Below are 23,253 nucleotides of genomic sequence, written 5' to 3'. Positions count from 1 at the left end.
TATGAACTTGAACCGTGACTTGATGAATCCACAACACGAGGTCTTCCCATGAAATGCGCTCCGACCCTCTTGATCGTCTTGACTGTGTTGTTTGTCGCCTTGCCCGTGTGGGCCGAGACCCAGGACAATTCAACCCCCGGCATCGCACGGCCCGTGCAGGAACAACAGCCCAAGACCATACCGGCGGCCGACATCCCGAAGGATGACTCGTCGGGCAAATTCCCCCTGGACATCCAGAGTCGGGGCTCCGATCAAAGCGGCACCCTGCTTTCGTACAAGCTCAAGGAAGAGGTCATCGCCAGCAAGCTTTTTGAACTCAAAGTCTCGAACAAGAAGAAATTCGTCCTCAATGTGCTTACCCAGGCCGAATTTCCGGATCGCCCGGGCATAGCCTCTCAGTATTCAATTGTTCTGGTATATCAGGAAGATGCGGGAACGCTGGCCTATTATCTGAACCATTATCAGGGCCAGGTTCACACCGAGGGGGTCACGGCGGAAATGCAGAAAATTCTGGAATGGACCTACTCAAATCTCAAGCGGTATCATTACCTTCTTGAGGAATGACGCTCAGCTTTCGCACGAAAAAAGGTTCCCGGACCTGGCCATGGCGTGCCGACTGGCGCAGAAAGACAATGGTCGTCCGGGACAACTCGTATCCTTCCGGAACCATGACGACTTCAACGGCGTCCCGGGTGCCGATGACGGCCCTGGACAGCACCATTCCCGGCGCCAGACTGTCCAGACCGATCTCGACCTCGTCCTGATCAAGCGCCATAAGCACCGTTTCCAAGGCCTTGACCTGGGCCTTGGAATAGATGCTGCCGCGACGCATGCGGTCCAGAATCCCGGCAGTCTCAAGCCGCGCATAGCCGCCCAGGCGATATTCCATGACCATGGCCAGAAGCGTGCCTTCAGTGGATATGACCGGCCGCTCCAGCGGTTCCGCGGTCTCGGGCAGCAAACTCAGATGCAAGGCGTTGGCGTAATCCCGGAGAACATCCGCGACTTCCCGCAATTGCGGCAAATGCCTGACCCATTCCACCGCATGTTCCGGATGGCCCGCGAGCGCCAGCAGTTCATCGTCACTGAGTGATCCGCCCTGGACTATTTTCTCCAGCAAGGCCGGGGGCAGGACGATAAGCCCGATGATCGAAAGCAGAAGCGCGGTCTCGGTGACCGTGGGTCTCGGATTGCCCGCCTTCTGCCCAAGGTCTCGGAGCAGGGGCAGCAAGGGACTGATGACCCCGCGCACGTCGGCACGCAGCCAGCAGACAAGCTCATGCACGGCTTTGGCGAAGATGGCATGGACCTCCTGCATGTTCCCGATCGAAGCCGATATGCGATTGTATCGGTTGACGCCTTCCTGGACGACGCCGATCAGCGCCTCATCCTCGCAGGATGGGGACAGCACGTGCTGGATCTTTCCCTCGTTGATCGCCCGCACCAGATTCGCGACGTCCATGGGAGTGCGGCTCATGAGCACGCGGGCGCTCTCCGGACTCAATCTTCCCACCTCGGCCAGAAAATCGACACCGTCCATCTCCGGCATGGAAAATTCGGCCATGACCAGCGCATACGGCCCCTCTTCCCTGATCCGCTGCAGGCCGCTGCGTGGTCCAAGGGCGATGTGAGCCTCGAAATTCCTGCGCAGCCTGCGCTGCATGACGGACAGGGCCTTGCCGTCCGAATCGACGATCAGAATGGAACTCATGGGTTCACCTCTTTGTTCGTCCGTCTGTCCGAAACCACCGGACACGCGGGCGGGCGTGCGTTGCTGCCCTTGACCCGGTTCACTCCGGTACTGACCATCTCCCGAACCTGATGCATGAAGACGCCATACGCATATCCGCCCTGCTCCATTTCCTTGAGTCTCTTTTCCCATTCGCCGGTCAGTTCGGGCGAAGCCACCTGCGGGATCATGGAGCAGACCACGTCCACCGCCCAGCAGCCAAGATCCGTAGCCACGAGACGCTTGCCGTCCTTGCCGATGTATTTCCTGGCGAGCAGGGTCTCGATGATCTGGGCGCGAGTGGCCGGAGTGCCGAGGCCGCGCTCTTTCATGGCGTCCCGGAGCTCCTCGTCGTCGATGAGCTTGCCCGCCGTTTCCATGGCCGCAAGAAGCGTGGCGTCGGTGAAATGCGCCGGAGGCTTGGTCTTGTGCGCGACCAACTCCAGGTTCTGGGCCGTGACGGCCGCCCCTTTGCGCAAATTCGGCAGGGGGTTGTCCTCGGAGGCGCGCCAGGGTTCGGCTTCAAGCCAGCCCTTGTCATGGAATATCTTGCCCGTGGCCCGGTAGCGATGCCCTTCCACCCCGATCCACAGGGTCGAACCGGAAAAGGTGGCGTCATCCATGAAGGCCGCCGCGAAACGTCTGCAGATCATTTCGTAGATGGCCCACTCCTCCTTGCCCAGCGTGGCCGGGTTGGCGCGCAGGGCCGTGGGGATGATGGCGTGGTGATCCGAGACCTTCTTGTCGTTGACGCATTCGAATTTTTTCTTTCCAGCCTTGATGTTGGCGGCGGCCGCCTGGGAAATTTCAGGAAAATGGGCGTACACCGCGCGCATGTTGTCCAGGCATTCGGCGAAAAGCTCCCGGGTCAAATACCGTGAGTCCGTACGCGGATAGGTGATCAGCTTTCTCTTCTCGTAGAGATCCTGGGCGATGGAGAGCGTCTGCTGAGCCGAAAAACCAAGACGCGAGTTGGCTTCTTTTTGCAGATTGGTCAGGTCAAAAAGAAGCGGCGGCTTTTGCCTGCCCTTCTTCTTTTCCATTTCAAGGACCTCTCCATCCCTTCCGACGCAGGCCTGGACCACCGTCTGCCCTTCCTCCACCTGCCAAATCTTGGAATCCTTGAAATCCGGAGCCGCGAACCAGGTCGCCTTGAACGTCTCGGCCTGATGCGCGAATTCGCCTTCCACGGTCCAGTAATCCCGAGGCACGAAATTTTCGATCTCGCGCCTGCGTTCGACCAGCAGTTTGAGAACCGGCGTCTGAACCCGTCCGACGGTGATGAGGCTGCCCGCGCGCAGGGTGAAGAGTCGGGAGAAATTCATGCCCACCAGCCAGTCGGCCTCGGCCCGGGCAAAGGCGGCGTGTCCCAGATTTCTTTTTTCCTCTCCGCTGACCATGTTCGCGAAGGCCTTTTGCAGGCCTTTTTCGGTCATGTCGTTGGCCCAGAGGCGCTTTATCGGCTTGGTGCTCCCGGCCAGCAGATAGATGCGGCGGAAGATGAGTTCCCCCTCCCGCCCCGCGTCCGTGGCGTTGACCACGGCCTCGATGTCGTCATCGAGCAGAAATTTGCGGATGATCTCGTACTGCCTGGCCGTGGTCGGAAGGATTCCCAGCGTGAAGCGGGAAGGCAGCATGGGCAGTTGGCGCATGGACCAGCGCCCGGACCAGGCCTGGTTCTGCTCGGCGGGTTCGGCGATGTTGACCAGATGCCCCACGGCCCAGGTGACCACATGCTCCGGCCCTTGCAGAAATCCCTCCCCACGTCCCTTGACGCCAAGGACACCGGCCAGTTCGCGGGCCACGGAGGGCTTTTCGGCTATGATCAAAGTTCTGGGCACATCAACCTCTTGGCCCGCAAAAGGGGGGAAACCCCGTGCGGCGATCCGGCAACAGGCCGGTTTTCATGAAGCAAAAATCCCTGCGCACGCGAATACGCAGGGATTTCAAATGCAATGCGGCACATCTCAGGCGAACAGTTCCGGACGTCCGGTGATCTTGCGCACCAGGTCACGGTAGTCCTGCGAACCGTGGGAACCCGGGGCGTATTCGAAAATTGTCTTGCCGTACGCCGGGGATTCCGAGAGCCGGACATTGTAGCGGATGGGCGTGCAGACATATTCCCCGTACAGGTCCTTGAGTTTTTCCAGGATGGCGTCGGGATTCTTGATGCGCTTGTCCAGAAATGTCGGCAGGATGTAGTTCAGGGTCACTTCGGTGCGATATTTCTGGATGGACGAAAGGCTCTTCAAGAATTCAACCAATCCTTGAAGTGTCATGACTTCAAGGGATACGGGGGTAATGAGTTCATAGACATAGAAAAGGACATTGACCGTCAGCGGATCCCATCCCGGCGAAGTGTCCACTATGACGAAATCATAATCCTTTTCAATGGGTTCCAGAGCCTCGACCAGGGTCAGCTCGCCGCCGAAATCCTTGCGGTCGATCATGCGCTTCACGCCTGCCAGGGCTCTTCCACCGGCCAGCAGCCATAAATTTTCCCGAGCCTGGACAATGGTTTCGGAGGCAGGCAACTCGCCCGTGACCAGTTCCGTCAGTCCGACCTGGGGCTTTTGCCCCAGCAGATAGGAAGCCTGTCCCTGGGTGTCCGTATCGACCAAAAGCACCTTGTACCCGGCCAGGGCCAGGCCGGCGGCCAAATTGACGGAGGTGGTGGTTTTGCCCACCCCGCCCTTGCTCAGGGTCACGCCGATCCTGCGCGGTCCGGGTTTTGGCGCTTGCTCTTCAGGGGCCGGTTCAAAAAGCGAAAATCGATGGCCGCAGGCCCTGCACTGCGCCACCGTGGCGCCCGCAGGGATCTTTGATTCATCGATGTTGTGCTCTTTCTTGCACTGCGGACAGATCACCTTCATTGACAGCCTCCTGCCGTTACTTCATTTTTTTTCGAGGATTCTCTTGATGATGGGGCTATCAACGCCCTTTTCCTCGATTTCCCTGAGCAGAGTATTGACCGCATAATTGACCAGATTGGATTTGGACGCCCTGCCTTTGGCTCCTTCGGGCAGCAACCGCTTCAGGATCACCTTGGCCTGGGTCAAGCCGTCGAACACGTCTTCGCGCAGATAATGGGTCGTCTTTTTTCTGCTCGCCCCGGCCTTGGACTTGAGCGGCAGGACTTTTTTTCCGGTCGCGGGGCGCGGAGCCGTCGGCGCCAGGCAGGCGTGAATCAGAGAATCGAGTTCTTCGAGGCCGGGCACGGCCGCAAGGTTCCTGTCTTCCCGAAAAAGTTCGCCGAGAATGTCGTGTTGCTCGCTTGTGCTCATCTGCTTTCCCGCTTCAGGAAGGTTTGGTGACGCTTGAAAGGACGGAACTCTTGATTTCGGAGACCACCCGCGTCATCCAGTCTATATAACCGGAATCATGGGTATTAATTATCTCCATGCCGCAAATGAGAGTCTCTCCTTCGTAAGGGGAGATATGCACGATGCGGACATCTACGTGAAACGAACGGTCGGGAAAGACGATCTGCACGTCGCTAAGAACGCTGCCGATCACGAAGGCGTCGGGACTCGTCACGGAGAGCCCGATTCCGTACATGGACAGGTCCTTGACGGAGTGCTTCAGTCCGTCATGGTTCATGGTCACCAGCCCGTGAGGCACCGGCACGCGAAAAGATTTGCGCACGACCTTCTTGCCGTCGTTGTCGCAGGCAATGAGCAGACTGGAATCTTCCGCTGTCCGCTCAACTTTCACGTCCTGATCGCCTTGTCCTACCTTGCTGTTCATGCAACACCTCCAAAGACCGTGGCTGGAAATTTATCCATGACCCGCTGCCGGACCGGAATATTCCGGGAGGCAACGATAGGCAATGCTGTATCATTGCCCTTGATTTTATTGAAAATCAATCCCTCGACGCAAACGCAAAAAAACATGAAAAGCCCGATTCGACGGTGAAGAATCCGCAGAAATCCCGGAGGAACATGTACAGACTCAAAATCATAACTGTCGGTAAAATAAAGAAAAAATACTACCTTGAGGCGATAGCCCACTACGCGAAAATGCTTACGCCTGTCGTGCGCATCGATGTCCAGAATGTCAAGGATTGCCCGCAGGCCGAGGGAGCGGAAAGAAAACGCCTTGAATCCTTGCGCATTCTTGAAAAAATTGGCCCCAAGGACGCCCTCGTGGCCCTGCACGAGACGGGCAGGCTTTTCACTTCGGTGGATTTCGCCTCGTTTTTGCGCCCGCTGCTTGAAAATCCCGTCGGGGATTGCTGCTTCGTCATCGGCGGAGCCATGGGGCTGTCGCCGGAGCTTCTGGCCAGGTCCCAGGTCCAGCTCAGCCTGAGCCCCCTGACCATGCCCCACGAGCTGGCCCAGGTGGTGCTTTACGAGCAGCTCTTCCGGGCCACGACCATCATGGCGGGCAGGACGTACCATTATTGAGCGTCATTGTCCGGCAGGTCGGGAGGATGGATCCCCGCCTGCCCATGCCGGGCAAACATTCGCGGGGATGACGCCGTGGTGGCGTGCCGGGGCAGCTCCCGGACCGACTGCGTATTCACGTGTCGCTGCCGTGTCATTCCCGCGAAGGCGGGAATCCATGCTTTTTTCCGCTTTTTTCCGGTTCACGCCCTTTCCCTGAACCCGATCCCATCCTCCGTCAGCCCCCGGGACAACTCCTCCACCGCCGCCTTCAGAAGCGCCGTGCGCTCTTCAGCCCTGCCGCCGGTGACGGTCAGGGTGATGTCCAGTTCCGGGGTCATGCCCACGGTCGAGGCCAGGGACTTGATGTAGACTCCGGGATGCCTTGGAACCACCCTGCCAAGGACCGGCTCCAGAATGGATTCGTCGTTACAGAGCACGCGCAGCGCCGTGCCGAGGGAGCCTCCGTCGCCGAAGGTCTGCTGCATGAAATCCTGCAGGGAGACTTCGATGATGCCTTTGAGTTCCGAGGGCACTCCCGGCAGCGAGATGACGCAGGTCCGGCCTTTTCGAACCAGCACGCCGGGCGCGGTCCCTCCCGGATTGAAGAGCGGCACGCCACCCTTGGGCAGCCAGGCCATTTTTTCGCGGCCGGGGTTGAGTCCGCCCTGGGCCATGATGCCCCGGGCGTGAAAATTGTCGTACTGCTCCTTGACCATGCGCAAGGCTTCGGGGTGCAGCTCCAGCGGCAGCCCAAGGCCCCGGGCCACCGCGGCCAGGGTCAGATCGTCGGCCGTGGGGCCGAGCCCGCCGGAAGTGAAGATGACGTCCGCCCCGCGTTCAAGGGCGCGCCCGACCTCTGCCGCGATCTCGTCCACGTTGTCGCGCAGCATGGTCCCGCGCGCCACATGCCCTCCCCTGGAATTGATCAGCCCGCACAGCCAGCTCGTGTTGGTATCCTGGATGTCGCCAATGAGAATCTCGTTGCCGATGACCAGGATTTCCGCAATCGCCGAATACGTCATGCTCTTCCCCCGTGCCGAAATTTTGTCGCGTCCGCCGCCCCGCCGCCTTGGCCTGCATACCCCCTCGCCCATGCCCGCGAATCGGGTAGGAGGCGGGGTCACCCCCGCCGTCCTCCCACACCACCGTACGTACGGTTCCGTATACGGCGGTTCATGTAACACATTGAATTTTATGGTAGTGATCCAGCAGAGACACGAGTCCTAATTTATCGAAGTAGTTCTTGGGGAAGGCCGCGTTCATATGCGAGGCTCCCGAGTTCCACCATGGCCCATGCCCATTGGTGGCTGACTTCCACGAACGAGCCTCACTTAAGCCCCTCTGCATCAGCTTCCTGGCCCGAGTGTGCGACCTTTTCCACTGACGCCAAAGGATCAAGCGCAGGCGACGCCGAACCCACCCGTCAAGTTCCTCGAACACGTTCTTCACTTCGGCCAGCTTGAAGTAATTCACCCAGCCACGCAGCTTCAGCGAGAGTGAGTCAATCACCGTTTGTAGGGAGCCACCGCGCCCCTTGCGCCAAGCCTCGCGTACCGATTCTTTCAACCGGGCGACCACCGCAGGAGCCACCTTCAGCCGCGGTTGTTTGTGAAACGTCATGCTGTACCCAAGGAATTTACGGTTCCAGGGGCGGTCCACCGCGCTCTTGGCGGCGTTCACCTGAAGCTTCAACCGGGTTTGCAGATACCGGCTGATCGAGGCCATGACGCGCTCCCCCGAGCGGCGGGTGCGCACATAGATGTTGCAGTCATCCGCGTATCGGCAGAACGCATGACCTCGGCGTTCGAGTTCCTTGTCCAGGTCGTCCAGCAGGATGTTCGACAGCAGCGGGGAGAGCGGCCCTCCTTGCGGAGTGCCCTCCGACCGCTGACTGCACAGCCCGCCCGTCATCAACCCCGCTTGCAGGAACCGGCGGATAAGGCCGAGCACCCGCTTATCCCCAATCTTGCGGCCCACGCGCGCCATGAGCACGTCGTGGTTCACGCGATCGAAGAACTTCTCCAGATCCATGTCCACCACGAATCGTTTGCCGGCGGCGACATGCTCCCGTGCCTTCTGCACGGCCTGATGCGCGCTTCTACCGGGACGGAATCCGTAGCTTGAGTCGGAGAAGCCCGAATTGAAGATCGGCGTGAGCACCTGATGCAGCGCCTGCTGGACCAAGCGGTCCATGGCCGTAGGGATACCCAATTGCCTGGTACCGCCTCCGGGCTTGGGAATCTCGACCCCCAGGACCGGTTGCGGTTCGTAGCTCCCGTCCAAAAGTAACCTCTCGATATGAGGACCGTAGTACCCCCAAACATCCTCGACACGCATGCCGTCTACGCCGGGGACACCCTTGTTGCTGCGCACACGCTTTGCTGCGGCGCGCATGTTCTCGCGTTCGACCACCGCTTCCATCACGTCCATAGCCTTCGGCCAGGAGAGCCCCGTCCTTGCCGTGACCACATCCGCACCACAGACCTGCTCTCGGGGATTCCGTCCCCTACCCTCGGTCATGGCGACAGAATGTCTCTGCCCTTCTGCGTTACTGCTGGTCATCGAAATTCAGGCTCCTGCCCCATGTTACATGTTCGGTCCTTCAGTCCGGTCGAGGGACCTACTATGACCTCTGCTGACTTCTGGGCGCTCATCCCCGCGCCTCTCGACGCGGGTAGCACATGGCAAACGCCCAGACCTCCCCGGGTAATGCACACCCACCTTCCCCCTTATGCCCGCCGCATTTACGTCCGCGCCTTCCGTACAGGTATCGGACTTTGAAGATATTGGCCTTCTCATCCGGCGCGGCCGCCTCATATGCGGTTTCTGTTCGTCGAGCCAGGGTTTTGCCTGCGGCTTCCTTCAGATTCCACCTCGCGATGGACACCCTTGCCGTCCAGCTAGCGCTTCCCCCTGTCGGGTGCGCAGAGGACTTTCACCTCCAAGTGGGTGCGCCCTGCCGGGCGCACCAACAAAAAAGGGAGCATCCGAAGACGCTCCCCCGTGTGTTGCCGTGCCCTGGAGGTTATTTGACCTTTCCGGCCTTCCAGGCCTGGATCAGCTGGTCGTAGTCGACCGTTTCGCCCTTGGGCTTTTCGTTTTCGAGCTTGGGCTTGGGAGCGCCGGGCTGGTCGAGCCAGTACTGCTCGTCCCGGGGCTCGTTCATCTTCGGACCGCATTCGCCCTGCACATTGGCGCGCTCAAGGCGTTCCAGAATCTTGTCCTGTTCGGCGGCCAGGTTGTCCATGGCGGTTTCAGGGGTGACTTCGCCGGAGACGGCTTCACCGATGTTCTGCCACCACAGCTGTGCCAGTTTGGGGTAATCGGGCACGTTGGTGCCGGTGGGCGTCCAGGCCACGCGGGCCGGGCTGCGATAGAACTCAACCAGACCGCCGAGCATGGGCGCGCGGTCGGTGAAGGACTGGTGGCGGATGTCGGAGTCGCGAACAGGGTTCAGGCCGACATGAGCCTTTTTCAGAGAGGTGCTCTTGGCCACGCAGAACTGGGCGAAGAGCCAGGCGGCCTTGCGGCGGTCAACAGGAGTGCTCTTCAGGAGAGTCCAGGAACCGCAGTCCTGATAGCCGAGCTTCTGTCCTTCTTCCCAGTATGGGCCGTGGGGTGAGGGAGCCATGCGCCATTTCGGGGTGCCGTCTTCGTTGACAACCGGAGTGCCCTTTTCGACCATGGAGGCGGTGAAGGCGGTGTACCAGAAGATCTGCTGGGCGACGTTGCCCTTGGCCAGACTCGGCAGGGACTGATAGAAGTCCATGCCCAGGGCGCCGGGAGGTGCATAGAGACGCAGCCAGTCCATGTACTTGCGCAGGGCGTACTTGGCGGCCGGGCCGTTGGCGGCGCCGCCACGTGAGACGCTGGCGCCGACGGGACGGCAGCCGTCCACGCGGATGCCCCATTCATCGACAGGCACGCCGTTGGGGATGCCCTTGTCACCGGCGCCGGCCATGCTCAGCCATGCATCGGTGAAACGCCAGCCAAGATCGGGAGCCTTCTTGCCGTAGTCCATGTGACCGTAGATGGCCTTGCCGTCGATTTCTTTCACGTCGTTGGTGAAGAACTCGGCGATGTCTTCGTAAGCGGACCAGTTGACCGGCACGCCCAGTTCATAGCCGTATTTGGCCTTGAACTTTTCTTTGAGCTCGGGCTTCTGGAACCAGTCGTAACGAAACCAGTAAAGGTTCGCGAACTGCTGGTCGGGCAGCTGATAGAGCTTGCCGTCGGGACCGGTGGTGAAGGATTTGCCCATGAAGTCGTCGATGTCGAGGGTCGGCAGGGTCACGTCCTTGCCTTCGCCAGCCATCCAGTCGGTCAGGTTGACCACGGCGCCATAGCGGAAATGGGTGCCGATGAGGTCCGAGTCGTTGACGTAACCGTCAAAGACGTTTTCGCCGGACTGCATCTGAACCTGCAGCTTTTCGATGACGTCGCCTTCCTGGATCAGGTCATGGGTGACCTTGATGCCGGTGATGTCATAGAAGGCCTTGGCCAGGACCTTGGACTCGTATTCATGAGTGGGAATCGTTTCGGAGACGACTTTGATCTCCATGCCCTTGAACGGGGCGGCAGCCTTCATGAACCATTCCATTTCCTTCATCTGCTCATCCTTGCTGAGCGTCGAAGGCTGAAACTCCTCTTCGATCCATTTTTTCGCCGCCGCCTTCTGGGCTGCCTCGTCGGCAAAGCCAAGGGTGGTGACGCCCAGGAACGCCACGATGAGCATTCCGGTTAAGAGTACACGTCGAACTTGCATACGGACCTCCATTTGCGGTTATTCCAACAAACCCCAAAACGCCGTTTCCGCCTTCCTCGCTGCACCGCGCTGGTGTCCTGATCTCAACCCCAGCGCATGACGGTGACAAGAAAAAGCACGGATATCATGGTAGCGATCCAGACAGCCAGATCCGTCAGGCCAAGCCAGGCCAGATGGATGTATGCGCTGCCCAGAAGGCTTATGAACAGACGGTCTCCACGGGTGGTGACGATGGGCAGAAATCCCCGGCGGGCAATGCTCGGAGAGATGATCTGCCAGATGGTCATGCTGATGAGCATGAGCACGATGAACGTGAAAAAACCTGCCGTGACAGGCGTCCAGGCCATCCAGGCGATATTCATGGCAGCCCTCCTAAACCCGGCCCAGGGCGAAGCCCTTGGCCAGATGGTTGCGTACAAACCAGATGACCAGCGCGCCGGGCACGATGGTCAGGATGCCGGCCGCTGCCAGCAGACCCCAATCAAGGCCGGAGGCGCTGACCGTGCGGGTCATGGTCGCGGCGATGGGTTTGGCCACGGTGGTGGTCAGGGTGCGGGCCAGAAGCAGCTCAACCCAGCTGAACATGAAGCAGAAGAACGCCGTCACGCCGATGCCCGCCCGGATGAGCGGGATGAACACGGCCAGGAAGAAACGCGGGAAGCTGTACCCGTCGATGAAGGCCGTTTCGTCGATCTCGCGAGGCACGCCGGACATGAATCCTTCCAGGATCCAGACCGCCAGCGGCACGTTGAACAGGCAGTGCGCCAGGGCCACGGCGATGTGCGTGTCGATGAGATTGAAGGTCGAATAGAGCTGGAAGAACGGCAGCAGGAAAACGGCCGGAGGCGCCATGCGGTTGGTCAGCAGCCAGAAGAAGACGTGCTTGTCGCCGATGAAGCGGAAGCGCGAGAAGGCATAGGCGGCGGGAAGCGCCGTGACCAGGGAGATGACCGTGTTGATGCTGACGTAGATCATGGTGTTGATGTAGCCCGAATACCAGGACGGATCCGAGAAGATCTTGGCATAATTGTCCAGGGTCATGGAACTCGGGAAGAGCTCGAAGGAGCGCATGATGTCCGCGTTGGTGCGCAGGGACATGTTCAGCATCCAGTAAATGGGAAGCAGCAGCAGGACGAGATAGAAAACCAGGATGAAATGACGTTTTCTCATGATTTGTCCCCCGTGCCCACAGCCTGCAGAGCCTGATAGAAAAGCCAGCAGAAAAGCAGGACGATGAGGAAGTAGATGATGGAAAAGGCCGCGGCGGGCCCAAGATCCATGGCCGTCGAGAGCTTGACCAGATAGATGGACAGGAAGGTCGTGGCGTTGCCGGGACCGCCTCCGGTCAGCACGAAGGGCTCCGCGTAGATCAGGAAGCTGTCCATGAACCTGAGCAGCACCGCGATGGTCAGCACCCCGCGCATCTTCGGCAGCTGGATGTAGCGGAACACGGCCCAGCGGCTGGCCCCGTCGATCTTGGCGGCCTGGTAGTATGCGTCGGGGATGGAGCGCAGGCCCGCGTAGGCCAGCAGGACCACCAGCGGCGTCCAGTGCCAGACCTCCATGAGCATGACCGTGATCCAGGCATGCAGGGGGTTGGCGGTGTGATCGAAGCCCAGTCCCAGACTGTTGATGGCCGCTCCGAAGAGGCCGATGTCGGGCCGGGTGAAGATGATCCAGATGGTCCCGATGACGTTCCAGGGGATGAGCAGCGGCAAGGCCAGGAGCACCAGACAGGCCGAAGCGGTCCAGCCCTTGTGGGGCATGGTCAGGGCGATGGCGATGCCGAGCGGGATCTCGATCAGGAGCACCAGACCGGAAAAGATGAGCTGCTTCACGAGTGCGTCATGCAGGCGGGAATTGGTCAGCATTTCGCGAAACCATTCCGTGCCGACAAAGACGCTCTGCCCCGGTCCGAGGATGTCCTGGACCGAGTAGTTGACCACGGTCATAAGCGGGATGATGGCGCTGAAGGCCACGATGACAAAGACGGGCAGGATAAGAAACCAGGCCCTGTTGTTCTCCCATTTTTCCACGCCCACCTCCTACTTGACCAGATACTGGTCGCGAAAAAGCTTGGTCCGCCGAGGCGGAAAGACAACCCAGCAGCTGTCGGCCGGGATGGGCCGCCCTTCGGGGACTCTGACCTTGAGCTTGGATGAACCCGATTCCACGGTCACGATGCGGCTGCTGCCTTCGAACTCCACGGAGACGATGCGTCCGGGCACTGCTCCGTCACGGGGTTCGTCCGTCAGTTCGAGGTACAGCGGACGGATGCCGATCTGAAATTCGCCCTGCCCCGCCCTGGCGGCCACGGCCGGATCAAGGGGGATGCTGCCGCAGTCGAGCACGGCCTGGTTCCCGTCCACCTTGCACGGCAGGAGGTTCATGCCCGGACTGCCGATGAAATACCCGACAAAGGTGTGCGCCGGGTCCTCGAAAAGTTCATCCGGGGAACCGATTTGCAGGAGCGCGCCATCGTACATGATGACGATCTTGTCGGCAAAGGTCATGGCCTCGGTCTGATCGTGGGTCACGTAGATGAGGGTCAGGCCGAACTGGTGGTGGATTTCCTTCAATTTGCGGCGCAGCTGCCATTTGAGATGCGGGTCGATGACGGTCAGGGGCTCGTCGAAAAGAATGGCGGCGACGTCCTTGCGCACAAGGCCCCGCCCCAGCGAGATCTTCTGCTTGGCGTCCGCGGCCAGGCCGCTGGCGCGCTTGTTCAGGTAGGGACTCAGGTCCAGGATCTCTGCGATCTCGTGCACACGCGAACGCACCTCGCTCTCCTCCACCTTGCGGTTGCGCAGCGGAAAGGCCAGGTTGTCGAAAACCGTCATGGTGTCGTAGAGCACCGGAAACTGGAAGACCTGCGCGATGTTGCGCTTTTCCGGCGGCAGCTTGGTCACGTCCTTGCCGTCGAAGAGCACGCGCCCCTGGCTTGGGGTCAGAAGGCCCGAGATGATGTTGAGCATGGTGGTCTTGCCGCAGCCACTGGACCCCAGAAGCGCGTAGGCGCCGCCGTCTTCCCAGACCGTCTGCACTTTCTTGAGTGCGAAATCGTCATCGCTCGCGGGCTTGGCCCGATAGCTGTGGGCGATGTTCTCAAGTTCAATTTTGGCCATGAAAAAATCCTTTAGTTGACGCTATGGGCGCAAGTGGCGGGACATGCAGGCGCCTTGACCAGGCGGTCGTCCTCTCCGAACACGTAGACATCGCAGGGCCGCACGAAGACCGAAATCTCCTGCCCGGCCTTGAAGGTCCTGACCCCCTGTTCCTGCAGGACCAGGGACCTGTTTCGATAGTGAAAATGCACAAAGGTTTCGGAACCGTTGATTTCTGCCAGCTCGACAATGGTGCGGATCTCCACGTCATCGGGAGTCTTGCGGTTCAGATTGAAGTGGTGCGAGCGGATGCCGAATTTGTAGGCGCCAGGCGGCAGATCACACAGATGTCCGGTCAGGGGCAGATCGATGCCGATGCGCAGATGCGCCTTTTCGGTGTCGACCTCGGCGGTGATGAAGTTGATCGGCGGGTCGCTGAAGACTTCGGCGACCTGCGTCGTGGCCGGATGATGATAGACGTCGGCCGTGGGGCCGGTCTGCAGCACCCTGCCCTCGTGCATGATGATGATGTTGCCGCCGAGCATGAGGGCCTCGGTGGGTTCGGTCGTGGTGTAGACCACGACGGACTCGCGCTGGCCGAAGATCTGTTGCAGTTCGTCGCGCAGCTCCTCGCGCAGCTTGTAGTCCAGGTTGACCAGGGGTTCATCGAGGAGCAGGAGCTGGGCCTCCTTGACCAGGGCCCGGGCAATGGCCGTGCGCTGCTGCTGTCCGCCGGAAAGCTCGGCAGGCAGGCGCGAAAGCAGGGGCTCCAGATGCAGCATCCGGGCTGTCTCCATGACCCGCCGTTCGATCTCGGCCTTGGGCATCCCCGCGATGCGCAGGGGCGAGGCGATGTTTTCGAAAATCGTCTGGGATGGATAGTTGATGAATTGCTGGTAGACCATGGCAATGCTGCGGCGGCGCACCGACATGCCGGTCACGTCCTTGCCGTCGGCCAGGACCTTGCCCTTTGACGGACGGTCGAGTCCGGCCATGATGCGCAGGAGCGAGGTCTTGCCGGCCTGGGTGCGACCCAGCAGCACATAACGCCGGCCGGTTTCGAAATTGAGCGAAATGTCCTTGAGGTGCGTTTCGCCGTCCACTATTCTGTCAATGAAATCAAGCTGAAGCCCCATGCGGCTCCTCCATGGCAGGATATGAATTCCGGCATCTGGATGAGGGCCGGATCGTGTTCAAAAGCCCATAGCAGACGAAATCTTTTTTCTCAACTGAAAAAGAAAATTGGTCAGCCAACCTATTTTGTTCGTAAACGCTCAATCTTTCGTCCCTTCATCGACGTGCAGTTTGACGTTCCCGCGCTTCATCTGGTCGAGAACGCCGACCGGCGGGGTCTTGTCCGTGAACAGGGCGTCGATTTCCTCGATGTTGCCCAGACGCACCATGGCGTTGCGCCCGAACTTGGTGTGGTCCGTGACCAGGAAGACCTGCCTGGAATTTTCCATGATGGCCCGGGCGGCGCGCACCTCCCTGTAGTCGAAGTCGAGAAGCGTGCCGTCCATGTCGATGCCGCTGATGCCGATGATGCCGAAATCGACCTTGAACTGGCGGATGAAGTCGATGGCCGCCTCGCCGACGATGCCCCCGTCGTGATGACGGATCAGGCCGCCGGCCACAATGATCTCCACCTCCGGATTTCCGGTCAGGATGGAGGCGACGTTGAGGCTGTTGGTGATGACGCGCAGATTCTTGTGTCCGCCCAGGGCCCGGGCCACCTCTTCGGTGGTGGTGCCGATGTTGATGAAAAGCGACGACTTGTTGGGAATGGCCCGGGCCACCATCTGGCCGATGACTCTCTTTTCGGCCAGGCAGAGTACCTTGCGGTCCAGATAGTCCAGGTTTTCGGTGCTCAGGCATGGCCCCGCGCCGCCGTGATAGCGTTGCAGGAGGCCCTTGGCGTTCAGGGTGTTGATGTCCCGGCGCACGGACTGGGGGGTGATGCCGAAATGGTCGGCCAGGGACTGGATGGTCGCGAATCCCGTCTCCCGGACCATGCGGATCATTTCGGCATGGCGTTGCCGGACCGTGACATGCCGGGCCCCCGTGTCCTGGGCTTCGGCTTTGCCGGTGCGAGCGTCATCCATAGATTCTCCTTTCGTTTTCGAAAAAAAAATTGCGCTATGTGTCGTTTTAAGAAAAAAATTCTGGTGGAATGTAACGGCTCATGATAAAAAAACTCCCCAGAAGGCGGCATGCTCCGCGAAAGCTGTTACCATGGCTTGCTCCTCATTGCCAGCATGATTTCACCCGCCTCCGGCTGTACGACAAAAGTGCGCGCGGAAAAGTTCACTTTTTCGTTTCCTTTCGTTTTTGTTGACGCTGCAAGGACACCCATGACCATACTCACAACCCGGGTTCTCATTATCGGCGCCGGCGTCACCGGCGCGGGCTTGCTGCGCGACCTGGCCTTGCGCGGGGTGCAGGCGCTCCTGATCGAGCAGCGCGACGTCAATTCCGGCGCTTCCGGGGGAAATCACGGCCTGCTGCACAGCGGCGCGCGCTATGTGGCCTCGGATGTGGAGGCCGCTGTGGAATGCCGGGAGGAAGGCGACATCCTGCGCCGCCTCGCTCCGCAGTGCATCGAGGATACGGGGGGACTTTTTGTCGCCGTGCGCGGAGACGACGAACGCTACGTCTCCGATTTTTCCGGGCTCTGCGCCAAGAGCGGCGTGCCCTGCCGGGGCCTTGAGCTGCGCACCGCCCGCGCCATGGAGCCCGCCCTGTCGGAGAATCTCATCGCCGCCTTCGCGGTGCAGGACGGCGCGGTGGACCCGTTCATGCTCTCGCTGGACAACATCGCCCAGGCCATGAGTCTTGGCTGCTCCATGCGCCGCAACCTCGCTGCCGTGTCCATGGAAGTCACGGACGGCCGCGTCACCCTCGTGCGCTGCCGGGACATAACCACCGGCGGCGAAGTCCTGATCGAGGCCGAGCTGGTCATCAACGCCTCCGGGGCCTGGGCGGGACGGATCGCGGCCCTGGCCGGGGCGCACATCAACATCCTCTATTCCATGGGCAGCCTCATCATCACCCAGGACCGCATCGCCACCCGGGTCATCAACCGCCTGCGTCCACCCTCGGACGCGGATATCCTCGTGCCCGGCGGAACCGTGTCCATCCTCGGCACCACCTCCATCCGCGTGCCCACGCCCGACGGATGCCGCCCGAGCGTGGCGGAAACCGACCGCATCATCGACGACGCCAGGGACATGCTGCCCATCCTGGATCGCACCCGCTACATCCGGGCCTACGCCGGAGTGCGGCCGCTGGTCTCCCTGGGCCCGGCCGGTGACGACCGCGCGGTCAGCCGGGGCTTCTCGCTCATCGACCACGCGGGCGAGGGCGTGGAAAATTTCATGACCATCACCGGCGGCAAGCTCACCACATATCGGCTCATGGCCGAAAAGGCGGCGGATCTGGCCTGCGCCAAACTTGGCGTCGCCGCGCCCTGCCTGACCCGCACGGAACCGCTCCCGCCTTCCAGCATGGGCAAATGGACCGAGCCCGGCCGGGGGCCGAAAAGCTGGGTGGAGAACCGGGCCGAAGACGACATCGTGCTGTGCGAGTGCGAGATGGTCTCGCGAAGCGTCATCGACGCCATCGTGGACGAGGCCAAGGACATGCGCGGCCGCTCCATGCTCAAGGCCATCGGCATGCGCAGCCGGGTCGGCAAGGGCCCCTGCCAGGGCGGTTTTTGCGGACCGCGCATCACCGGCCACCTCTATGATCGCGAAGTCTCCACTGGCACCCAGGGCCTGGCGGAGCTCAAGACTTTCACCGAGCGCCGCTGGCGAGGCTTTTCGCCGATACTCTGGGGCGTGCCGCTCATGCAGGCCGACCTGCAGGAGGCCCTGCACTGCGGAGCCATGGACCTGGAGTTCGGCCCCGCCCCCTCGACCAGAGACGAAGAGAGCGAGAACTGTCCCGCCACCGCCTTCAAGGAGCCGTCATGAAAACCTATGATGTCATGGTCATCGGCTCGGGCTTTGCCGGCATGGCCGCGACGCTGTTCGCCGCCGAGCGGGGGCTGTCCGTGGCCCAGACCGGAGCCACGGGCGGCATCGATTTCAGCACCGGCTTCATCGACCTTCTAGCCGTGCACCCCATCGCCGAGCAAAAGGTCTGGGAGGACCCCTTCGCGGCCCTGGTCGCCCTGCGCCGGGATCTCCCCGATCATCCCTACTGCCGTGTCAGCGACGATGAAATATGCCGAGCCCTGGAGCAATTCACCACCTTCCTGGGCCGCCACGGCCTGTGCTACCGTGGCCGCACGGGCAAAAACACCCTGACCCTGACCGCCGCCGGGACCATGAAGCCGACCTATCTCTTGCCCTGCACGGCCTGGAACGGGGTCAAGGCCTGGGAAACGAAGGCGCCCACGCTGCTCGTCGATTTCAGCGGACTCAAAGGCCTGAGCGCCAGACAGATCGCGGAAGTGCGGAAAGATTCCTGGCCGAACCTGAAGGTGGCGCGAATCAAATTTCCCGGCATGGGCGGCGAACTCTATCCCGAACACATGGCCTGGAGCATGGCCGACCCGGCACGCCGGGCGGAGCTTGCCCAGACCGTCGCACCGTTCGTCGCCGACGCCGAATATGTTGGTTTTCCGGCCATTCTGGGCATGACCGACACCACGGCCGTGCTCAGTCATCTGGAAGAGCTGCTCGGCAGGCCGGTCTTTGAGATCCCCACCCTGCCACCGTCCATTGCCGGTCCCCGGCTGCGCGCCGCCTTCGACCGTGGCCTTCCGGCCCTCGGGGTGCGCACCTATACGCAGAAGCTGATCACGAAAGCCGCGTGTTCCGAAGAGGGATTTTCATTCACCGCCGGAAGCGGTTCGACATCCGTGGAGATTTTCGCGAAGAGCGCGATCCTGGCCAGCGGCCGCTTCTTCGGCAAGGGTCTGAAGGCGAACCGCCACCGCATTTTCGAGGCGGTCTTCGATCTGCCCGTCAGCCAGCCCGAAAACCGGGCCCTGTGGCATCGGCCCGAATTTTTCGACCCACAGGGACACGAGGTCAATCAGGCCGGAATCGAGACCGACGAGAACCTGCGCCCTCTTGACGCGCAGGGCCGGGTGTTTCATCCCCGCCTGCACGCCGCCGGAGCGATCCTGGCCCACCAGGACTGGATGCGCATGAAGTGCGGAGCCGGGCTGGCCATAGCCACGGCCTACAAGGCGGTGGCCTCCCTGTAATTTTCAACCACAGGAGCCTGCATGGACTTTTTTTCCATCGGTCTCGTTCTTGCCTGCGCAAGCGCGGGCCTCGGCGCTCTTTGGCGCATGCGGGGATGGTTCAGGCGCGGCGCGGCCATGGGACGGCCGGAGCAAGGCAGGCCGCGCCCCGGCATCCTTGGGTTCCTTGGCATGCTCGGCGGAGGGCTTGCGGATCTCGTCCTGCTCCGCCGCACCCTGCGCAGCCCCTTGCGATGGACCGGCCACACGCTCCTGATCCTTGGCTTCGTGCCCCTCATCGTCCTGCATGCCATGGACGGGGTCGTCACCCGCCCGCTCTTTGCCGGATACGAACCGACCCTCGATCCCTGGCAATTCCTGCGCAATCTCTTCGGACTGTTCTCCGTCCTCGGCCTGCCGCTCCTGTTCCTGAATCGCTACATGGCACTCAAGAAGTTCAGCAGGTTGCAGGATTGGACTCTCCTTGCCGTGGTCTTTGGCGTGCTCGTCTCCGGCTTTTTCCTGGAATCGTTCAAGATCATGTCCGCCGGAGATTTCAAGCGCATGACGGATGATTATTTCGTCGATGCCGAACCAGAAGAGCTGATTTCCCTCAAGGCGTACTGGGCCAGGGAAAACGGCGTGCGCTTCCGGGAGTTTCTGCCGACGGCCCCCGAAATGCTCGAACTCGGCGCCGAACTGCACGAGGATCGCTGCGCCGGATGTCATTCCCCCACGTCCTCGGCCTTCGTTTCGCGCTCCATGACCGCGCTTGTGCCCGCGTCCCTGCACATCGCCGATCAGGGACGCGACCTCTTCTGGCATGTGCATGTCGGCCTCGCCTTTCTGGGCCTTGCCCTTCTGCCCTGGGGCAAATTCTTTCATCCTGTCGCGACCGGCATCAATCTGCTCTCGCGCGGCGGATCACGAGCCACGGACACACCCAAACATACCCTGGCCCGGGGGCTGGCCCTGGACGCCTGCACCCGCTGCGGGCAATGCAGCCTGCATTGCAGCGTGGCCCAGGCGCACCGGGTGCTTGGCAACCCGGACATCCTGCCCATGGACAAGCTGGCCGACCTGCGCCGCCATCTGGACGACAGGCTCCCGCCCGACCGTTCCGCCGCGCTGGTCGAAGGCAGCCACATCTGCACCGAATGCCTGCGCTGCACGCAGGTGTGTTCCGCCGGCATCGATCTGCAAGACCTGTGGATGGCCTCGAAAAAGGCCCTGACCGAGGCGGGCCGGGCCGGAGTGGACGGGGAAATCCGCAAGCGCACGGCCGGAGAATGGGCCAGGGAGCTTGCCTCGCGCGATCTGGGCAGGGTCGGCGGTACGGGGGCCGGTCTGGCGGACCGGGCCGAATCCTTCTGGGGCTGCGTGCAGTGCACCACCTGCACGGGCGTCTGCCCGGTGGTCGCGGTCAGCGAGGACCCGTCCCGGGATCTGGATCTCGCTCCGCAACAGATCATGAACCTGCTGCGCATGGGCCTCAAAGCCCAGACCCTTGGCGCACGAATGGTCTGGAGCTGCACCACCTGCTACAAATGCCAGGAACACTGCCCCCAGGGCGTGCCCGTGGCCGACATCCTGTACGAGCTGAGGCAACTGGGAGCGGAAATCCTGCGCAAGAAAGAGGGCCGGTCATGAAATACGCCTATTTTCCGGGCTGCAAGATCGCCCATCATCTGCCGATCCACGGCCGGAGCGTAGAGGCCGTCTGTACCCGCCTCGGAGTGGAGCTGCTAAGGCCCGAGTTCAACTGCTGCGGCTATCCCGTGCGCCACGAGAGCCGGGACGCATCCGTCTATTCCGCCCTGCGCAACCTGGCCCTGGCGGAAAACATCGGTCTCGATCTGATGACCCCCTGCAAATGCTGCTTCGGCAACCTTCAGCAGGCGCGGCATCAGGCTGGTCAGGACGAAAAGCTAAAGCAACGCATGAAGGATTTGCTTCATGAAGAAGGGCTCGAATTCCCGGAAAAAGCCCGCGTCCGTCATTTTCTGCAGATCCTCGACGATCTGCCCGGCGGTGTGGTGAGCGCCGTGAGCCGCCCGCTCAAGGGGCTGAAAATTGCCTGTCATTACGGCTGCCATGCCCTGCGTCCCGAGAACATCACCCACTTCGACGACCCGCTGGCGCCGACGATCTTCGAACGCCTGGTCGCCGCCACCGGCGCCGCTCCCCTGCCCTGGGAACTGCGCCTGGAGTGCTGCGGGTATCCGCTTCGCGGCCGTGACGAAAACATCGCGGATCTGCTGGTGGCCAAAAAAATGGCCGGCGCCAGCTCGTCCGGCGCGGATCTGCTGGCCACGGCCTGCACCTATTGCCAATTGCAGTTCGGCAGCGAGAATCAAAAAAGACCCCAGACCATACCGGCCGTCCTCTTTTCCACAATTCTGGGCCTGGCCCTGGGACTGAGTCCGGACGAGGTCGGCATAAAGCCCGGCGACGTACTGACCCGCTTCGTGGTTTGAGAACGCATGAAAATTCTGTAGGAAGAGTGAAACACCCAGCAGGAGGAGAGCACATGGCCCGCTACGTAGGCGCAGTCGATCAGGGGACCACCAGCAGTCGCTTCATCATCTTTGACGAACGGGGCCGCATCGTCGGCATGGACCAGAAGGAGCACGAGCAGATCTATCCGAAGCCCGGCTGGGTCGAACACGATCCCATGGAAATCTGGAACAACACCCAGGATGTCATCCGGGGCGCGCTGGCCAAATCCGGGATCAAGGGCTCGGAGCTCTCGTCCATCGGCATCACCAATCAGCGCGAAACCACCGTGGTCTGGGACCGCTTCACGGGCAAGCCGTACTACAACGCCATCGTCTGGCAGTGCACCCGCACCCACGAACTGTGCAAGCAGCTCATCGCCGACGGCGGCCAGGACCGTTTCCGGCCCGTGACGGGGCTGCCGGTCGCGACGTATTTTTCCGGCCCCAAGATGCGCTGGATTCTGGACAACGTGCCCGAGGCCAGGGCCGCCGCAGACAAGGGCAACGCCCTTTTCGGCACCATCGAGACCTGGATCATCTGGTGGCTGACCGGCGGTCCAAGGGGCGGCGCGCACGTGACCGACGTGACCAACGCCAGCCGGACCATGCTCATGGACCTCAAAACCCTGGCCTGGGACGAAGAAATCCTGAGGATCATGGACATTCCGCTCCAGGGCCTGCCGCGCATCGTGCCGTCCTCGGACAGCGACACCTGGGGCCCCACCAGCGAGGACGGGCCCATCGGCGCGCGCGTCCCGGTCTGCGGAGCCGTCGGCGACCAGCAGGCGGCCCTGGTGGGCCAGACCTGTTTTGCCCCCGGCGAGGCCAAGAACACCTACGGCACGGGCTGCTTCCTGCTCATGCACACGGGTCACGAGCCCATTCCGTCCAAGCATGGACTCATCACCACCCTGGCCTACCAGTTCAGCGGTCGCAAGCCGTCCTACTGCCTGGAGGGCTCCATCGCCATCGCCGGGGCCCTGGTGCAGTGGTTGCGCGACAACCTGCAGATGTTCTCCTCGGCCCCGGAGATAGAGACCCTGGCCAGAAAGGTCGAGGACACGGGCGGCATGTACATCGTTCCGGCCTTCTCCGGCCTCTACGCCCCCTACTGGCGTCCCGACGCGCGCGGCGTCATGGTCGGCCTGACCCGCTACATCAACCGCAACCATTTCGCCCGGGCCGTGCTTGAAGCCACCGCCTACCAGGCCAAGGACATCGTGCTGGCCATGAACAAGGATTCCGGAGTGGAGCTTAAAACACTCAAGGCCGACGGCGGGATGGTCTACAACGAACTGCTGATGCAGTTCCAGGCCGACATCCTGAACGTTCCGGTCATCCGCCCCAAAGTGGCCGAAACCACCTGCCTCGGAGCAGCCTACGCGGCGGGCATCGCATCTGGTTTCTGGTCCGGGCGCGAGGAATTGTACAACAACTGGGAAGAGGACAAACGTTGGATTCCGGACATGGCCGAAGAAAAACGCACCGAATTGTTCGCGGGCTGGCAAAAGGCCGTGACCAGGACGTTCGATTGGGTGGATTAGGATTTTGTGGGATCAGTATGGAGGGGGCGGG

Annotated in this window: 21 protein-coding genes; 7 read left to right on the top strand and 14 right to left on the bottom strand. The window is 61.4% G+C overall.

Features of this window, described 5'->3' with window-relative positions:
* The first annotated feature begins 48 nt into the window (after positions 1-48).
* A complete protein-coding gene (locus tag H4684_RS09490) occupies positions 49-564 on the top strand; it encodes a hypothetical protein (protein WP_092191712.1) in 516 nt (171 codons plus the stop codon).
* Here the strand turns inward: H4684_RS09490 and H4684_RS09485 are convergent.
* The 5 genes from H4684_RS09485 to H4684_RS09465 form a co-directional block, all read right to left on the bottom strand.
* On the bottom strand, positions 533-1,711 hold the full coding sequence (locus H4684_RS09485; RefSeq protein WP_192623544.1) for an HD domain-containing phosphohydrolase: 1,179 nt from the start codon (positions 1,709-1,711) through the stop codon (positions 533-535). The genes H4684_RS09490 and H4684_RS09485 overlap by 32 nt on opposite strands.
* Entirely contained in the window at positions 1,708-3,570 is a 1,863-nt protein-coding gene (locus H4684_RS09480) for a DNA topoisomerase 3 (RefSeq protein WP_092191708.1), read from the bottom strand. The genes H4684_RS09485 and H4684_RS09480 overlap by 4 nt, the downstream gene beginning before the upstream one ends.
* A 126-nt stretch (positions 3,571-3,696) precedes the next feature.
* Positions 3,697-4,602 (bottom strand): AAA family ATPase, encoded by a 906-nt coding sequence (locus H4684_RS09475; protein WP_092191706.1) that lies wholly within the window; start codon positions 4,600-4,602, stop codon positions 3,697-3,699.
* A gap of 21 nt (positions 4,603-4,623) precedes the next feature.
* Positions 4,624-5,013, bottom strand: a complete 390-nt coding sequence (locus H4684_RS09470; RefSeq protein WP_092191704.1) for a hypothetical protein — start codon at positions 5,011-5,013, stop codon at positions 4,624-4,626.
* 13 nt (positions 5,014-5,026) lie between these two features.
* Positions 5,027-5,476: a PilZ domain-containing protein gene (locus tag H4684_RS09465; protein WP_192623543.1), complete on the bottom strand. Its 450-nt coding sequence runs from the start codon at positions 5,474-5,476 to the stop codon at positions 5,027-5,029.
* Positions 5,477-5,670: 194 nt separating this feature from the next.
* Here H4684_RS09465 and H4684_RS09460 point away from each other — a divergent pair, with 194 nt between their 5' ends.
* A complete protein-coding gene (locus H4684_RS09460) occupies positions 5,671-6,135 on the top strand; it encodes a 23S rRNA (pseudouridine(1915)-N(3))-methyltransferase RlmH (protein WP_092191700.1) in 465 nt (154 codons plus the stop codon).
* Positions 6,136-6,317: 182 nt separating this feature from the next.
* Here the strand turns inward: H4684_RS09460 and H4684_RS09455 are convergent, their stop codons facing one another.
* From H4684_RS09455 to H4684_RS09415, 9 genes are all read right to left on the bottom strand, one after another.
* Positions 6,318-7,139 (bottom strand): competence/damage-inducible protein A, encoded by an 822-nt coding sequence (locus H4684_RS09455; protein WP_192623542.1) that lies wholly within the window; start codon positions 7,137-7,139, stop codon positions 6,318-6,320.
* Between the two features lie 151 nt (positions 7,140-7,290).
* On the bottom strand, positions 7,291-8,547 hold the full coding sequence (gene ltrA, locus H4684_RS09450) for a group II intron reverse transcriptase/maturase (protein ID WP_225940348.1): 1,257 nt from the start codon (positions 8,545-8,547) through the stop codon (positions 7,291-7,293).
* A 595-nt stretch (positions 8,548-9,142) separates the two neighbouring features.
* The gene (locus tag H4684_RS09445) at positions 9,143-10,882 is read right to left on the bottom strand and encodes an ABC transporter substrate-binding protein (RefSeq protein ID WP_092191696.1); all 1,740 of its coding nucleotides are present in this window, start codon (positions 10,880-10,882) and stop codon (positions 9,143-9,145) included.
* A gap of 83 nt (positions 10,883-10,965) precedes the next feature.
* Positions 10,966-11,244, bottom strand: coding sequence for a DUF2160 domain-containing protein (locus tag H4684_RS09440; RefSeq protein WP_092191694.1), 279 nt, complete (start codon positions 11,242-11,244; stop codon positions 10,966-10,968).
* A 10-nt stretch (positions 11,245-11,254) separates the two neighbouring features.
* Positions 11,255-12,052 carry a carbohydrate ABC transporter permease gene (locus tag H4684_RS09435; RefSeq protein WP_092191692.1) on the bottom strand — a complete coding sequence of 266 codons (798 nt, stop codon included), beginning with the start codon at positions 12,050-12,052 and terminating at the stop codon, positions 11,255-11,257.
* Positions 12,049-12,918 carry a carbohydrate ABC transporter permease gene (locus H4684_RS09430; RefSeq protein WP_092191690.1) on the bottom strand — a complete coding sequence of 290 codons (870 nt, stop codon included), beginning with the start codon at positions 12,916-12,918 and terminating at the stop codon, positions 12,049-12,051. Before H4684_RS09430 ends, H4684_RS09435 begins: the two co-directional genes overlap by 4 nt.
* 9 nt (positions 12,919-12,927) lie before the next feature.
* Positions 12,928-14,007 carry an ABC transporter ATP-binding protein gene (locus H4684_RS09425; protein WP_192623540.1) on the bottom strand — a complete coding sequence of 360 codons (1,080 nt, stop codon included), beginning with the start codon at positions 14,005-14,007 and terminating at the stop codon, positions 12,928-12,930.
* 11 nt (positions 14,008-14,018) lie between these two features.
* Entirely contained in the window at positions 14,019-15,122 is a 1,104-nt protein-coding gene (locus H4684_RS09420; protein WP_192623539.1) for an ABC transporter ATP-binding protein, read from the bottom strand.
* Positions 15,123-15,260: 138 nt separating this feature from the next.
* Positions 15,261-16,088: a DeoR family transcriptional regulator gene (locus H4684_RS09415; protein ID WP_092191684.1), complete on the bottom strand. Its 828-nt coding sequence runs from the start codon at positions 16,086-16,088 to the stop codon at positions 15,261-15,263.
* A 249-nt stretch (positions 16,089-16,337) separates the two neighbouring features.
* Here H4684_RS09415 and H4684_RS09410 point away from each other — a divergent pair, with 249 nt between their 5' ends.
* The 5 genes from H4684_RS09410 to glpK are packed head-to-tail and all read left to right on the top strand — an operon-like array spanning position 16,338 to position 23,222.
* Positions 16,338-17,957 carry an FAD-dependent oxidoreductase gene (locus H4684_RS09410; RefSeq protein ID WP_092191911.1) on the top strand — a complete coding sequence of 540 codons (1,620 nt, stop codon included), beginning with the start codon at positions 16,338-16,340 and terminating at the stop codon, positions 17,955-17,957.
* Positions 17,954-19,201: a glycerol-3-phosphate dehydrogenase subunit GlpB gene (glpB, locus tag H4684_RS09405; RefSeq protein ID WP_192623538.1), complete on the top strand. Its 1,248-nt coding sequence runs from the start codon at positions 17,954-17,956 to the stop codon at positions 19,199-19,201. Before H4684_RS09410 ends, glpB begins: the two co-directional genes overlap by 4 nt.
* 21 nt (positions 19,202-19,222) lie before the next feature.
* Positions 19,223-20,830 (top strand): 4Fe-4S dicluster domain-containing protein, encoded by a 1,608-nt coding sequence (locus H4684_RS09400; protein WP_192623537.1) that lies wholly within the window; start codon positions 19,223-19,225, stop codon positions 20,828-20,830.
* Positions 20,827-21,657, top strand: coding sequence for a CoB--CoM heterodisulfide reductase iron-sulfur subunit B family protein (locus tag H4684_RS09395; protein ID WP_192623536.1), 831 nt, complete (start codon positions 20,827-20,829; stop codon positions 21,655-21,657). Before H4684_RS09400 ends, H4684_RS09395 begins: the two co-directional genes overlap by 4 nt.
* A gap of 53 nt (positions 21,658-21,710) precedes the next feature.
* A complete protein-coding gene (gene glpK / locus H4684_RS09390; protein ID WP_092191676.1) occupies positions 21,711-23,222 on the top strand; it encodes a glycerol kinase GlpK in 1,512 nt (503 codons plus the stop codon).
* Positions 23,223-23,253 lie beyond the last annotated feature (31 nt).

Origin of the sequence: Desulfomicrobium macestii, assembly GCF_014873765.1 — a bacterium.
In the GTDB taxonomy this organism is placed as follows: Bacteria; Desulfobacterota; Desulfovibrionia; order Desulfovibrionales; family Desulfomicrobiaceae; genus Desulfomicrobium; species Desulfomicrobium macestii.
This window is presented reverse-complemented; position numbering and strand designations above follow the sequence as displayed.